The sequence below is a fragment of the Paracraurococcus lichenis genome (assembly GCF_030657435.1).
In the GTDB taxonomy this organism is placed as follows: domain Bacteria; phylum Pseudomonadota; class Alphaproteobacteria; order Acetobacterales; family Acetobacteraceae; genus Paracraurococcus; species Paracraurococcus lichenis.
The window spans coordinates 1-13013 of sequence record NZ_JAUTWS010000102.1 but is presented as its reverse complement, the minus strand read 5'-3'; the positions used below and the strand labels follow the sequence as shown (position 1 = coordinate 13013).

At 64.4% G+C, this 13013-nt stretch carries 11 protein-coding genes and 1 pseudogene; 7 read left to right on the top strand and 5 right to left on the bottom strand.

The window, feature by feature from the left end; translation table 11 throughout:
- Nucleotides 1-310 precede the first annotated feature (310 nt).
- Nucleotides 311-1336 (bottom strand): annotated as a pseudogene (locus Q7A36_RS35010) (IS110 family RNA-guided transposase).
- Nucleotides 1337-1533: 197 nt separating this feature from the next.
- Nucleotides 1534-3348: an ABC transporter ATP-binding protein gene (locus tag Q7A36_RS35005; protein ID WP_305108435.1), complete on the bottom strand. Its 1815-nt coding sequence runs from the start codon at nucleotides 3346-3348 to the stop codon at nucleotides 1534-1536.
- Between the two features lie 331 nt (nucleotides 3349-3679).
- Between Q7A36_RS35005 and Q7A36_RS35000 the strand changes: the two genes are divergently transcribed.
- From Q7A36_RS35000 to Q7A36_RS34980, 5 genes are all read left to right on the top strand, one after another.
- Nucleotides 3680-5422 carry a glycosyltransferase gene (locus Q7A36_RS35000; protein WP_370655759.1) on the top strand — a complete coding sequence of 581 codons (1743 nt, stop codon included), beginning with the start codon at nucleotides 3680-3682 and terminating at the stop codon, nucleotides 5420-5422.
- 178 nt (nucleotides 5423-5600) lie between these two features.
- Nucleotides 5601-6428, top strand: a complete 828-nt coding sequence (locus Q7A36_RS34995; RefSeq protein ID WP_305108434.1) for a polysaccharide deacetylase family protein — start codon at nucleotides 5601-5603, stop codon at nucleotides 6426-6428.
- 1 nt (nucleotide 6429) lies between these two features.
- Complete coding sequence (locus Q7A36_RS34990; RefSeq protein WP_305108433.1) at nucleotides 6430-7413, top strand: glycosyltransferase family 2 protein; 984 nt, start codon at nucleotides 6430-6432, stop codon at nucleotides 7411-7413.
- Complete coding sequence (locus Q7A36_RS34985; protein WP_305108432.1) at nucleotides 7410-8525, top strand: glycosyltransferase family 2 protein; 1116 nt, start codon at nucleotides 7410-7412, stop codon at nucleotides 8523-8525. Before Q7A36_RS34990 ends, Q7A36_RS34985 begins: the two co-directional genes overlap by 4 nt.
- Nucleotides 8526-8789: 264 nt before the next feature.
- Nucleotides 8790-9971, top strand: coding sequence for a glycosyltransferase family 2 protein (locus Q7A36_RS34980; protein WP_305108431.1), 1182 nt, complete (start codon nucleotides 8790-8792; stop codon nucleotides 9969-9971).
- Nucleotides 9972-10129: 158 nt separating this feature from the next.
- Here the strand turns inward: Q7A36_RS34980 and Q7A36_RS34975 are convergent, their stop codons facing one another.
- Both Q7A36_RS34975 and Q7A36_RS34970 read right to left on the bottom strand, forming a co-directional pair.
- Nucleotides 10130-10642 (bottom strand): ISAs1 family transposase, encoded by a 513-nt coding sequence (locus Q7A36_RS34975; protein WP_305108437.1) that lies wholly within the window; start codon nucleotides 10640-10642, stop codon nucleotides 10130-10132.
- A 29-nt stretch (nucleotides 10643-10671) separates the two neighbouring features.
- Nucleotides 10672-11259, bottom strand: coding sequence for an ISAs1 family transposase (locus Q7A36_RS34970; protein ID WP_305108430.1), 588 nt, complete (start codon nucleotides 11257-11259; stop codon nucleotides 10672-10674).
- A gap of 173 nt (nucleotides 11260-11432) precedes the next feature.
- On the opposite strand from Q7A36_RS34970, the gene Q7A36_RS34965 reads away from it, so the two are divergent.
- Complete coding sequence (locus Q7A36_RS34965; protein WP_305108429.1) at nucleotides 11433-11630, top strand: IS3 family transposase; 198 nt, start codon at nucleotides 11433-11435, stop codon at nucleotides 11628-11630.
- Between the two features lie 115 nt (nucleotides 11631-11745).
- Here the strand turns inward: Q7A36_RS34965 and Q7A36_RS34960 are convergent, their stop codons facing one another.
- A complete protein-coding gene (locus Q7A36_RS34960; protein ID WP_305108436.1) occupies nucleotides 11746-12636 on the bottom strand; it encodes an IS4 family transposase in 891 nt (296 codons plus the stop codon).
- Between the two features lie 92 nt (nucleotides 12637-12728).
- Here Q7A36_RS34960 and Q7A36_RS34955 point away from each other — a divergent pair.
- A partial coding sequence (locus Q7A36_RS34955) for a helix-turn-helix domain-containing protein (protein WP_305108428.1) occupies nucleotides 12729-13013 on the top strand: 285 nt, incomplete at its 3' end.

Here is a 13013-nt window from a genome sequence, read left to right as displayed (position 1 = left end):
ACCGCGACCAGGTAGAGAAAGCCACGCCGCATTGGCAGGTAGGTGATGTCGGCGCACCATCTGTGGACGCCCCCTTCTGGGCAAGGGAAAACTGCAGGAAGGCGGTGACGCGTAGTCGGATGCTGCCATCTGTCCGGCCTCTATCGCGGCCATGGACCGCCGGCCTGCATGGGAGTTCGCGGATCGGGTCCACATCAAACCTGCGTACTCGAGGTACGGTGGTGCTGCCTGGTTCTCCCGATCCCGTCTCGCCGACGGTTGCGCCATGTCCTCCGTTCGCTCGCCCTACGCCTCGGTGGCCGTGACGGGTTTACGCCGCCACGACCGGAGCCTTGTACGTCCCGCCCTTGACCAGCAGGGCCCAGACGATGCGGGCCGTCTTGTTGGCCAACGCGGTGGTGACCAGCATGCGTGGCTTGCGCGTGGGTATCTGCGCCAGCCACTAGCCCGGCGCCGCCCCGCGGTGGACGGCCCAGCGCACCACCGCGCTGGCGCCCAGGATGAGCAGGCGTCGGATGGTCCGCTCGCCCCTCTTCGAGATTGCTCCGAGCTTCTGCTTTCCGCCGGTTGACTTCTGGAGCGGCGTCAGCCCCAGCCAGGCCGCGAAGTCGCGCCCGGCCCGGAAGCTCTCTGGCGCCGGCACCAGAGCGGTGATCGCGGTTGCCGCGATCGGGCCGATACCGGGGATCATCATGAGCCGCCGCGCGACAGGGTCGTCCTTCCCGCGCCGGCCAATCTCGGCATCAAGGTCGTCGATCTGCTTCCCGAGCGCCTCGATGCTGTCAATGAGCACTTGCAAGATGCCTCGTGCAGCTTGCGGCATAGACGATGTCTCGTCCTTGACGAGAGCAACCAGCTGGTCAACGTGATCGGTTCCCTTCGGCACGACATGACCATACTCGGTCAGGTGCCCGCGCAGCGCGTTGATGCACTGCGTCCGCTGCCGCACCAGCAGGTCGCGGGTCCGGAACACGAGGGCGTTCGCCTGCTGCGTGTCAGTCTTCACCGGCACAAAGCGCATGCCCGGCCGCTGCGCCGCTTCGCAGATCGCCTCGGCATCGGCCGCGTCGTTCTTCTGCCGCTTGACGAAGGGCTTGACGTAAGCCGGCGGGATCAGCCGCACCGTGTGGCCCAGCTTACTGATCTCTCGCGCCCAGTGGTGTGCGCCGCCACAGGCCTCCAGCGCCACGACACATGGCGCCTGTCGCGCAAAGAACTCGAGCACCTTGGCCCGCACCAGGCGCTTGCGGAACACCACATGCCCAGCGGTGTCGGCGCCGTGCGCTTGACATACGTTCTTCGCAACATCGAGCCCGATCGTGCTAGCCTCTCCCATGGACGCCTCCCCTGGTGGTCGCTCAACACCTCCACCTTGGCACATCGATGCCGTCGGGGGGCGTCCACACCATCACACTGACAGGGGGGGCCGGCGCTCTTCGCGCGCCCGTGTGACCCAAAATCGGCTGCTTCTGAAACACGCCCTCGAACGGCATGGTGGCCCTCCCTCGAACGAGGGCTCGCGCTCGTCCCAGCCTACCCCACGCCAGCCGATCCGGCGATCCCTGCAACAAAATGGTGCACCGAGCGCAGTTCCGCCGGCGGTCCAACCTCGACAACTCGCCCTTCCGCCAGAACCACACCGTATTCGCAGTTTCTCAAGGTATCTAGGTTATGACTGACGACCACGATGGCCATGGGCCATTTTGGCTGCCTCAGAAGTGCAAGGATCGCGTTTTCCGACAAGGCGTCGATCGAGTTTGTAGCCTCGTCCAGGATCAGTAGGCTGGGCCGACGCACCAGGGCGCGTGCGATCCCGATGCGTTGTCTTTGGCCGCCCGACAAGCCGAGCCCGCGATCGCCGATCTCCGTCTCATAGCCGGACGGGAGCCGGGATATGAAGCTCTCTGCATCGGAGAGCTGTGCCGCCTGCCTGATCTTCACCATTGTAGCGTCCGGAAAGCCGTAAGCGATGTTTTCCGCAACTGTGCCGTCGATGAGTTCGACGTCCTGGCCGGCAAGTCCGATTTGCCGGCGCCAGCTCACGGGATCGATTCTGCTCAGGTCGATGCCGTCTACCTCGATCGAGCCGCTGGTCGGTTGCAGCAGCTGACAAAGCATGTTGACGATGGTCGACTTGCCCGAGCCCGAGCGGCCAATCAGCGCGGTTGCCGCGTTCGGCCGGATGGTGAAGCTCACCTCCGACAGGACAGAACCTGCTTCGGGGCGGTGCGCATAGGTGAAGCCGACCTTCTTGAAGGTGATACCTTGAGTGATCCCCTCGTGACAAATTTCGCCGGAGGGCGGCATGGGCTTGCCAGTGGGATCGAGCAGCCACTCCACCTCCTGGATGGAGGTCTGGCTGGCAGCCAGTTGGAGACGTGCTTGGCTTAGACTACGGACATAGGGCTGCATCCGGTATAGCAGCGTCAGGAAAGCAATTAGGACCGGCACACTCACGCCCGTTAGATAGGCGCTCAAGAGGATTCCGATGAACAGGGCCGCATGCAGCACCTCGACCAACGCGTCCATAAGCACCGCCAGTCGTTCCACGCTCATCAACGCCTTCCGGACCTCTCCGGAGCCTCGCTCGAAGCGCTGCTGCTCCCGGTGCTCCTGGCCGAAGACCCGCAAAGCACGGCTGATATCGAAGCCGATCAGCCGCATCCGGTCGCCGAGGTCGTGGTTGGCAGTGGTCGCCCGCTCGCTCAGCGTCTTGGCATGGAGGATGAAGCGGCTCTGCAAGGCACGGATCAGAACCACGCCGGCCATAGTGAGCAGAAACAACTTCCAACTCACAATGCACAGCAGAACGGAGAACACGATGGTAGCGCCGATCGCCGTAATCATCGAGAAGAAAACGCGGACAGCTTCAGAGGCCTTCCAGGCTTCGGTCGAGATCACCCCGATGAGCCGCGCCGGATCCTCGGCCAGAAAGAAGGGGTATCCCACGACGAGCAATCGATGTGCGAGGCGGCACCGGATTTCATGACCCGCACTGCTGTCCACCCAAGCTACGAAAATGCCATTGATTGCCTGAACAATTGCCTTCACTAGCACCATGAGGAAAATGATAGTGGCCACGGCGGGCAGCCCAGGCTTGGCCGCGAAAAACAAGGATATCTGGGTCAGGAAGCTTGGGATCGGGAGCACGCTCACGGAGGCCGGGTCGGTGAGCAGCAACGAGAGCAGGGGAATGAGCAGGCTGATTCCGAGACCTTCGAGGCCGCTGGCGACGAAGCCAAGTATGCCAACGATCGGTACAGCCCAGATATAACTCCTTATGATCACGAAGAGCGGGCTCTCCCTTCGGACTGGAAACCATGCGAGCAGGCCACGACAGATGAACATGAAGCCGTCCGGATGATGCTTCAGAGTCGTTTACCGAAGAGGCCATATACGGGCTACACCTCGCGTGAGCCGGCAGCAACTTCTCTGGGCAATTGTATGGATGGGAGCGTGACCGGGACTGAAGGAGCCGCCTTTCTCGCGGCGATGTGATAGAAGTTCACGCGCGGAGCCGCGGGCGTGGCTCTGCGCGAGGCTCGCAGCAAAGGCGGAGTACCGCTCGTGACGCGCTTCACCCTTCCCTGGCGAGCCAAATTTCGCAATCTAAGATCGCCGAGCGAGGCCCGTCCCTTTCTGTCAGCTAATCGTCGCAGGCTGGTAGCGCTCCAGAGAAATGTTTCATAACGTTGATCGCTGGAGACTTAATTCAATGTCAGAGAGCTCGCCTGAGAGCATGGGGTGCCTCGAACGCAATCTTACCACGTCATCCGCGAGAGATCGCGTGCAGGTCGCAACTCGCGCGCCCACGCCAGACGTTACGGTTGTTGTCAACTGTTGCAACGACCTTGAGTTTTTGGAACACGCTCTGGGTAGTGTTCTCTCGCAAACTCGGCAAGCAAAAGAGATTATCGTGGTAGATGACGGGTCGGTCGAAGACCCCGCCAGGATCACGGGGCGCTATACGCGGGTACGGCTGATCCGGCAGAGCAATCAGGGCCTAGCCGCCGCGAGGAACACTGGCCTGAGCGCGGCGAGCGCGGAGATGATTGTGTTCCTGGATGCCGACGACCTTTTGCTGCCCCATGCCCTCGATGCTGGCCTGGCCTGCCATTTGCGCGCGCCTGGGAGCGCCTTCGTGTATGGCGGACACCGACGCGTCGACCAGCACGGCCGGCCCATTGGCCCGGACCGCTACGATGCGGTCGGCAATGAACCGTACCGTAACTTTCTATGCGGCAATATCATCGGCATGCACGCAACCGTTATGTATCGCCGCGACAAGCTGCTCGAGGCGGGAGGCTTCAGCCCGGCGCTCCGCCGCTGTGAGGACTACGACCTGTATCTGCGGTTATCGCGCACGCTCCCAGTCGCCTCACATCCCGCGATCGTGGCCGAGTATCGCTGGCACGGTGGCAATATGTCTGGCAATCGGCGCACAATGCTGCGCTCGGTCCTGTCCGTACACGGATGTCAGGCAATCTTCGCCGATCGCTCGCCTGACACCGCGGCGGACTGGCGCCGCGGCCGACGCATTTGGCGTGACTATTACGCATCCGAAGTGATGGAGGACGCGAAAGCCGCGTGGCGCAGCCGAGACATTTACGGTACTGTGAAGGGAGTGGCGATGGCCGCGACGATGTCACCGCAGCTGGCCGTCCGGGACGTGCTCCAGATGGCCTGGCACCAGGCAAAGCGGGTGCTGCTGCCCGGCTTGGTGGATCGATTGAAGCGATCTTACGGCTATCACGTGCCGCCGGCGCTGGGCCAAGTGTGCTTCGGAGATCTCGACACGCCTAGTCCGGTCAGCCGCGATTTCGGCTTCGACCGGGGCACGCCGGTGGACCGATATTACATCGAGTCTTTCCTGTGGACGCACCGCTCAGACATTGCGGGGCGCGTGCTTGAGGTTGGGGACGACAGCTATACGCGTCGGTTCGGCGGCAGCGCCGTGACCCGGCGGGACGTGCTCCACATCCATGCGGAGCATCCCGCCGCCACCATCGTGGGCGACCTGTCTGTGCCCGGCACCCTGCCAACGGATGCCTTCGACTGTCTGCTGCTGACCCAAACGCTGCACTTAGTCTACGACATGCGGGCGGCGGTCGCCGAGATCTTCCGCGCCCTGAAGCCGAACGGCGTGGTGCTGCTGACAGTGCCCGGCATCAGCCAGCTCGACCGTGGCGAGTGGAGTCGGAGCTGGTTCTGGTCGCTGACGCCCGCCTCCGCTCGGCGCCTCTTCGCCGATGTTTTCGGCGAGGACACCGTGATAGTGGAGGCGCACGGCAATGTCTTCGCTGCCATAGCCTTTCTCCAGGGCGTGGCGCTGGAGGAGTTAGACCGCACTAAGCTCGACGTGGTCGACGAGGCCTATCCAATGGTCGTGACTATCCGGGCCCGGAAGCCGCAGCATGCTTGAAGCCCGCCGGCTGCTCCACCGCTTACGCCGCGGCTGGCGGCAACGTCCAGCAGCACCGGTGATTCTGATGTATCACCGGATCGCGATGCCCGCCCAAGACCCTTGGGGCTTAGCCGTTGCGCCACAGCGCTTCCAATCGCAGCTACGTTGGCTGCGTCGGGCCAGGACACCGCTGCTCATGACGGAGTTCGTGACCCGACTGCGTGCTGGCACGCTGCCGGACAGGGCTGTGTCCATCACCTTCGACGACGGCTATCGCGACAACCTGCGGGCCGCCAAGCCGCTCCTGCAGCAGGCGGGACTCCCGGCCACCGTGTTCCTGACCACCGGCACGCTGGGATCGAACCGGGAATTCTGGTGGGACGAGCTGACGCGGCTGATACTCGCGAATCCGAGTTCAGTCGAGGTAGAAGCGATTGTCGGTGGGCAACCGCTCTGGCTCCGCTTCGACGCACCAGAGCCGGAAGACCGCCCCACCTCCTGCTGGCGCGCCTGGGACCTGCCTGTGACCGCGCGGCAGAAACTGTTCCTGTCGGTCTGGAGCCGTCTCAGGCTGCTCGACCATACGGTGATCGAGGCCGGCATGGCGGTCCTTCGCGGCATCCTGGACGGCGGCGCACCGGATCCGGCCGACTGCCCCATGACGGCCGATGAGGTTCCGGAGCTGCTGGCGGGCGGGATGATCGAATTGGGCGCCCATACCGTCACGCATCCTCTGCTGCCCTTGCTTACCCCCAGAAGCCGGGCGCGGGAAATCCGCGCGAGCAAGGCGGCATGCGAAGCGTTAACCGGGTCCGCGGTCGAGGGCTTTGCCTATCCCTATGGCGGCACCGATCCAGAAACCGCGGCGCTGGTGCGAGACAGCGGCTTCACCTGGGCCTGCTCGACGCGGAACGGCGGCGTGGACCGGTACTCCGGCGATCGATTTGATCTCCCCAGGCTCCAGGTGCTGGACTGGGCGGAGGCCGATTTCGCGGCCGCGATCGGCCGCATGCAGGCGACCTGAGATGTCCGAAGGTGATCCGATGCTTTCTAGATCCGCGGCGGCGGCGCCACGCGTTTCCGTCATCACAATTTTTCTGAACGCAGAGCATTATCTCGCCGAGGCGATCAACAGCGTCCTAGCGCAGGACTTCTGCGATCTCGAACTGATCCTCGTTGATGACGGATCCATCGATGGCGGCACCACCATTGCGCGCGACTATGCCAGCCGCCCCGGCTCGATGGTCCGCTACGTCGAGCATCCCAGCCGTGCCAACCGCGGCATGAGCGCTTCGCGCAACCTTGGTCTTTCCGCGGCTCGCGGCGAGCTGGTCGCCTTCATCGATGCTGACGACGTGTGGATGCCGCGCAAGCTCTCCGATCAGGTCGCCATTATGGATGCGCATCCGGAGCTCGGCATGGTATGCGGCGCCGTGCGATACTGGACCTCTTGGGAAGGTGGCGAAGACACTGTGGTCCCGACCGGCCATGCCCTGAATCGGGTCATCCCCAACCCTGAGGCCTCGCTGGCCCTGTATCCGCTTGGCGAGGCGGCCGCGCCCTGCCCCTCTGACCTGCTGCTACGCCGCGACCTGGTGCTCTCGCTAGGCGGCTTTGAGGAGCATTTCACGGGGCCGCGGCAGATGTATGAGGATCAGGGCTTCCTGGCGAAGCTTTACCTCGCCGCGCCGGTCTATTTTTCAGACTCCGTCTGGCTCAACTACCGTCAGCACGCCGAGTCCTGCGTTGCCACCATGACGCGGGAAGGACGCTATCACGAGGTTCGCCACTATTTTCTCGAGTGGCTCGACGGCTATTTGGCGACGCTGCCGCAGCGCGACCTGCGCGTGGTGTGGGCCCTCAAGAAGGCGCTGCTGCCCTATCGCCATCCCTGGTGCCACAAGGCCCTGATCACCGCCGCCGGGCTGGCCCAGTATTCACTATGGGCGGCGCGCCAGATCCTTTCCCCCTTGAGGCAGGGCAGCGGAGGGCGGACTGAACCTGGATGAGCACCGAACCCTTGCCGACGGAGCTGGTCAGCATTCTGACCCCTACCTTCAACGCTGCGGCGACCATTAAGGAAACCCTCGCTTCCGCCCAGGCACAAAGCCATGTCGATATCGAGATTATTGTTGTGGATGACGGGTCGCGGGACGACACCCTGAAGATCATCGAGGCGGCGGCACGCCAGGATCCCCGCATCCGGTTGCTGTGCCAGCCCAATGCGGGCGTGGCGGCGGCCCGCAACGCGGCCCTTGCCGCCGCGCGCGGCCAACTGATCGCACCGCTTGATGCCGATGATCTTTGGCATCCCGACAAGATCCGCAGGCAGCTTCGACGGCTTTGGCAGGCGGGACTACACGCCGGGGTGGTGTATTGCTGGTCCACCGATATCGATTGGAATAGCCGCATCGTGCAGCACCGTCTCGACCTAGACCGTTACGATGGTGACGTATTTCCGGCACTAGTGCTGACCAACTTCCTGGCGAACGCCAGTGTTCCCCTGATCCGGCGCGCCGATCTGGAGGCGGTCGGGGGGTGGGACACTTCGTTGCGAGCACGCGGCGCCCAGGGCTGCGAGGACTGGCAGCTTTATCTCCGGCTGGCCGACCGCTGCGCCTTCGCGCTAGAACCGGCCTTCTTGGTAGGCTATCGGCAGGGTAGGGGTACGATGTCGCGCGACGTGGCCCAGATGTGGCGCTCCTACCGGCTTGTGTTGGACGAGGCGCGGCGGGCGCGTCCGGAGCTGCCGGGTTTTCTGTTCCGCTGGTCCGCTGCCGCCTTCGCCTTCTACGCCTTCGAGCTCCGCTGGAAGTACGGCCACCACCTGCGCAGCCTGCCGTCCTTTGCGGCCGGCCTGCTCCGCGATCCCATTTGGCTCGCGCGCCATAGCTCTTGGACGAAGCTGACCTGGGGCTTCCAGCGTCTGCTGTACCGGGCGGGGCACGGCCGCGCTGAGGCGACGACCACGGCCGAGCCGCCCTTTCCAATTGGCCGCTTCTTCCATGAGTTGCCGCCCAACGTGGAATGGGAAGTTACGGAAGGGCGGACGGTGGCACAGCGGCGGAAGCTGGTGCAATCCCTTGGCCGCGCTCGCTCCGGAGCTCAACAATCCCCATGATGGGCCCCGCGCTTCTCTTCGGATGTATGCCAGAGCGGCCCACCCCAAGCCCGGAACACTGGACATGAAGGGCTCGTCCATGGATAACCGCTCGACGCCGTCTCCGCAGCAGCTTGAGTCGCCTCGCGTGTCCCAGCTGGGTTGGTTCAGTTATCAGCGGACGAGCCCGAAGTGCATCCTCGTGGCCGGCGGTGCCAGCTTCATGAGCTACCACGAACTCGATCGGCTGCCGCGGCGCCGAACTCAGCGTGAGACGAACCTCCGGTGAGGCGCGGCAAGTCCGGAGCCGATCCGATCGCGATAATCCACCAGGATCTCGACGCCGCAGCCGACGCCCAGATTCGACTACCCGGGCAGCAGGCACTCGTCGTGTTCTGGGTGAACGACACTCCCGTGGGTCAAATCTACGCCGAGCATCAGCCAGATGGCTGCATCATGCTCGGGGAGCTCGTGCAGGCCGCAGTGAGTCGCCGTGCGGTGCTCGCGGCCCGCGCCCTTTCATCGGCGGTGGGAAGTACGCGGGTCAGCGTGGTGATCTGCACGCGCGACCGGTCCGACGCCCTCGCGCGCTGCCTTGCCTCGCTGCAACAGCAGAGCCGCAGGCCAGATCAGGTGCTAGTTGTGGACAATGCGTCCCGCGACGGCAGGACGGAGGCGGCGGCCCGCGCGGCCGGCGTGGAATATGTCCGCGAAGACCGGCCGGGCCTCGACATCGCCCGCAACACTGGTGTGTTGCATGCAACCGGCGACATCGTGGCCTATACGGATGACGACATCGTCCTGCATCCGCGCTGGCTGGAGCGCATGACCGCCGCCTTCGACGCGCTCGACATCATGAGCGTCACGGGGCTGGTTCTGCCGGCGGAGTTGGAAACCCCGGCGCAGCAGGTATTCGAGGACCACTGGGGATTTGGGCGCGGCTTCGAACGGATCGATTTCGGCAGGGAGTTCTTCGCCGCACACAGGCGCCACGGCTGCCCGACCTGGGAAATTGGCGCCGGGGCGAGCATGGCGTTCCGACGCAAGGCCTTCGATCTCGTTGGCTTGTTCGATGAGAGGCTAGACGTGGGCGCGGCGGGCTGCTCCGGCGACAGCGAATACTGGCATCGGCTGCTAGTGGCGGGCTGGCGCTGCCGCTACGAGCCCGCTGCCGTCGCCTTCCATTACCATCGGCGGACTTTCGAAGGGCTGAGCCGCCAGCTCCACGCTTATATGCGGGGTCATGTGGTGGCCCTGCTGGTGCAATTCAAGCGCAACCGAAGTTGGGGCGATCTGCGGCGCCTCTTCATCACCTTGCCTCGCTGGTACGCCAAGCGCGGACTGAAGCGGCTGCTACGCGGGCAAGACCCTTCTACCATGTTCCTGTGGCCGGAGGTGAAAGGGTCAGTCGGAGGATTGCTCTACTACCTCGGTTCGAGCCTTCCCTCGAAGCACTCCAAATCCTGAACAGGGCGCTTGTAGTGCGCCCGGATGCTGGGACCAGGGCTGTTCAACGCTGTGCTGTAGCGGGAACACCCTGTGTCATGTGTGGACATCGGGTAATCGCGGCTTGAGCGGAGCCCGCTCATAGTGCCTCGATCTGGGCGGTGTCGCCCCAGGGCTGTTCAACGCTGTGGAATGTTGAGGAGGCCGAGGAGGTAATCGACGCCACCAATGGCGGCGCGGTAGCGGTCCTGCGGGAGTGAGCTTCGGCGGTTGGCCTTGAGGATGTTGAAGGCGAAGCTGCGGAGGCGGGCGAAGAGACCTGGATTGCAGCGAATGCGGGAGCGGTCCTCGCCCATGGTCACGTCGCGGGTGTAGTGCGACGTGTTCTCGATCTTCCAATGGTCCCGGATGGCAGAGGCAGCGCGAACGGCTGGGATCGCGGTGGTGGCGAGGTAGAAGGCGGTCTCGGAAGAGCGGCTCCAGAGACCGGTCTTGGCGCTGCGGGCGAGGACGTCGCGCTCGACGCGGATCACGGCACCGATGAGGGATGCCCACTCGGTGTCGGTGAAGGCGGCGGCGGCATCGAAGACGGTGACGCTGCGCTCCTCTTGCCGGTTGCGCCCCCGATCACGGCTACTGGCCGTGGAAAGCGGGGCGGCGCTGGCGCAGAGGTCCTTGGCCTGCTGATGCAGGGTGGGCTGGTTGTCCTTGACCTGTATGATCAGGTCGGCGCCGGCCTTTGCGGCGAGCTCGAAGGTTTCCTCTGGCAGTGCAGGGCGTCGAGCGTGACCAAGTGGCCAGCCAAGCCGAGTTCGGCGAGCAGCGCCTGGGCGGCCGGGATCTCGTTCGATTTCTCGTCGACCTCGCTGTGCGCCAGCACCAGCGCGGTGTCGGTGGCGAACATGCCGAGCAGGTGCGCAGCGGCGCGGTCACGGAACGCGTCGAAGCTGCCGCGCAGGGTCTTGCCGTCGATCGCCAGGCTACCCCCGTCGGGCTTGGCGTGAGCCGCCTGCAACAGCTTGGCGTGGCCACGGAAGGCTGTCTCCACCGCGTCACAGTCCAAGCCTTGCAAGATGTAGCGGATGGCGGTGTGCGCCGGCGCTCGCCGCCAGGTCAGGCCGAACACCTCGTTCAGCCGGGGGCGGTGCATCTCGATGAAGGTGACGATGCTGCGATACGAGTTACCGCCGCTGACGATGGCCAGGATGGAGAACAGCAGGACGTGCGCCAGCTGGTAGACCTTGCCCTCCGCCCGGCGGTGATCGGGCACCTCCTCCAGCAGACCCAGCAGCGGCGCGAACGCGGTCACGGCAACCTCCCCTCGGTTGCCGCCCTATGAGTCAGAGGTTTGCCGATCCGGGCATCCCGTCATCACCCCGCCGGCGCTGTTCGCATCCGACCTGTGGCAGCGAGGACTCACCCCCGCCACTGCACAGCGTTGAACAGCCCTGGGATGCAGATGCAGACATCGTCGCCTCCTGAATGCTGACGATCTTCCGCACGCTGAAAGAGCAGGCGATCCACGGCCGCATCTTCCAGACCATCGACGACGTGCGCGATGCTGTCCGTGCCTTCGTCGCCCGCTACAACGCCGAGTGGCTGGTCGAGAAGAACGGATACCGCAGCCCAGCCCAGATGCGCGCCGCTTGGCAGCAGGAGACCTTCAGGCACGCCGCATAACGCAGCCTATTGTCCAGACAGCCGGGTGCGGTACACGTCAGTGTCGTCCGGCATGGCGTGCCCCATCTTCGTTGTTGCGCAGAGGCCGACCGTAAGCGTCAGCTGTCACTTCCGATTACCCACATTTTGGCTGCATGGCGTCAGCTCCGAGCATCATGTCTGTCAGGCGTGACCAACTGCGCCACATGATGATGATACCGGGTGGCGGATCGCGGGCGCGAGCGAGGTAGCCGCCGAGGCAAGCGATCTTCATGAGGTAGCGCGGCAGCGTAGCCGCTGCAGGCGTTGACGGTCGGTCCCGGACGGTGCGGTCGAGGAGGAGGACCTCGGTCTCGGTCAACACCGCCTTGGTCGGGGCACATGGCGCGGTACGGGCAATCATGGTGGTCCAGAAGATGCGCCACGCCAGGATGCAGAACAGCGCGATCAACTTGGTCAGGCGCTCGGCGGTCCGCAGCCGTGCCGCTTCGATGCGGCAGCCTGACTTCAGGACCTTGTGGAACAACTCGATCTTCCAGCGCTGGGCATACCAACGGAGCTTCTCGACCGCGCTCCGCACCGAGTTGACGGCCAGGTCGGTGACAAGTTTCCACTCAATGCGGGCCCGACCGCGTGGCTTTTTGGCTTCGAACGCGTGGATCACGGTCAGGTCGAGTGCGGGATAGCGCTTCTGCTTGCCGATTGGGGGCAGGATGTGGATCCTACGAAAGCGCAGCTGGAGGGTCGCCGTGGTAGGACGTCCCTTCGCGTCTGGCACCTCGATCTTGTGCTGTCCTGAAACCGGCACGCGGGCCATCAGCCGCACGACCGTGCGATGACCATCGTCGGCCAGCCGGTCGACGCAGGTGCGAACCAGGAAATGCGTGCCAGCCTCCTTGGCCGCGCAGAAGAACTCGTAGATGTCGTTCTCCCGGTCACCGACGAATACGCAGCGGTCGGGATCACCAAGCAGCTTGGTCGATTGCGTCAGGCTCGACAGCCAGCGGATGCTCTCCTTGTCCTCGATCGGTACGCGGGTCGGATTATTGAGCCGGTTGTGGCGTTCTTGAAGGTCCGGCCGGCTGTACCCAAATAGCTGACATCATGAAACACGTGGACATGCGGAGCCTGACGCCAGAGGCGCAAGAGGAGCGCCGGCGTCAGGTGATCGGGCTACGCCAGGCAGGGCAGACCTATGCCGCGATCGCAGCCCAGGTCGGGCTGACCCAGACCGGGGTTTTCGATATCTGCAAGCGCTTCGCCGAGCACGGCCCGGCGGGACTGAAGAGCAAGCCGCGCGGGCCGGAGCCGGGGCATGGCAACCTGCTGACGGCAGAGCAGGAAGCCGAGGTCCAGGCGCTGATGCGCCAGGGGATGCCGGACGAGCTGGGGCTGGAGTTTGCG

Excerpts from the sequence above, each read along its gene's own strand:
- Q7A36_RS35005 (WP_305108435.1), bottom strand. The coding sequence starts at position 3,348 with ATGTTCATCTGTCGTGGCCTGCTCGCATGGTTTCCAGTCCGAAGGGAG.
- Q7A36_RS35000 (WP_370655759.1), top strand. The coding sequence starts at position 3,680 with ATGTTTCATAACGTTGATCGCTGGAGACTTAATTCAATGTCAGAGAGC.
- Q7A36_RS34995 (WP_305108434.1), top strand. The coding sequence starts at position 5,601 with ATGACGGAGTTCGTGACCCGACTGCGTGCTGGCACGCTGCCGGACAGG.
- Q7A36_RS34990 (WP_305108433.1), top strand. The coding sequence starts at position 6,430 with ATGTCCGAAGGTGATCCGATGCTTTCTAGATCCGCGGCGGCGGCGCCA.
- Q7A36_RS34985 (WP_305108432.1), top strand. The coding sequence starts at position 7,410 with ATGAGCACCGAACCCTTGCCGACGGAGCTGGTCAGCATTCTGACCCCT.
- Q7A36_RS34965 (WP_305108429.1), top strand. The coding sequence starts at position 11,433 with ATGCTGACGATCTTCCGCACGCTGAAAGAGCAGGCGATCCACGGCCGC.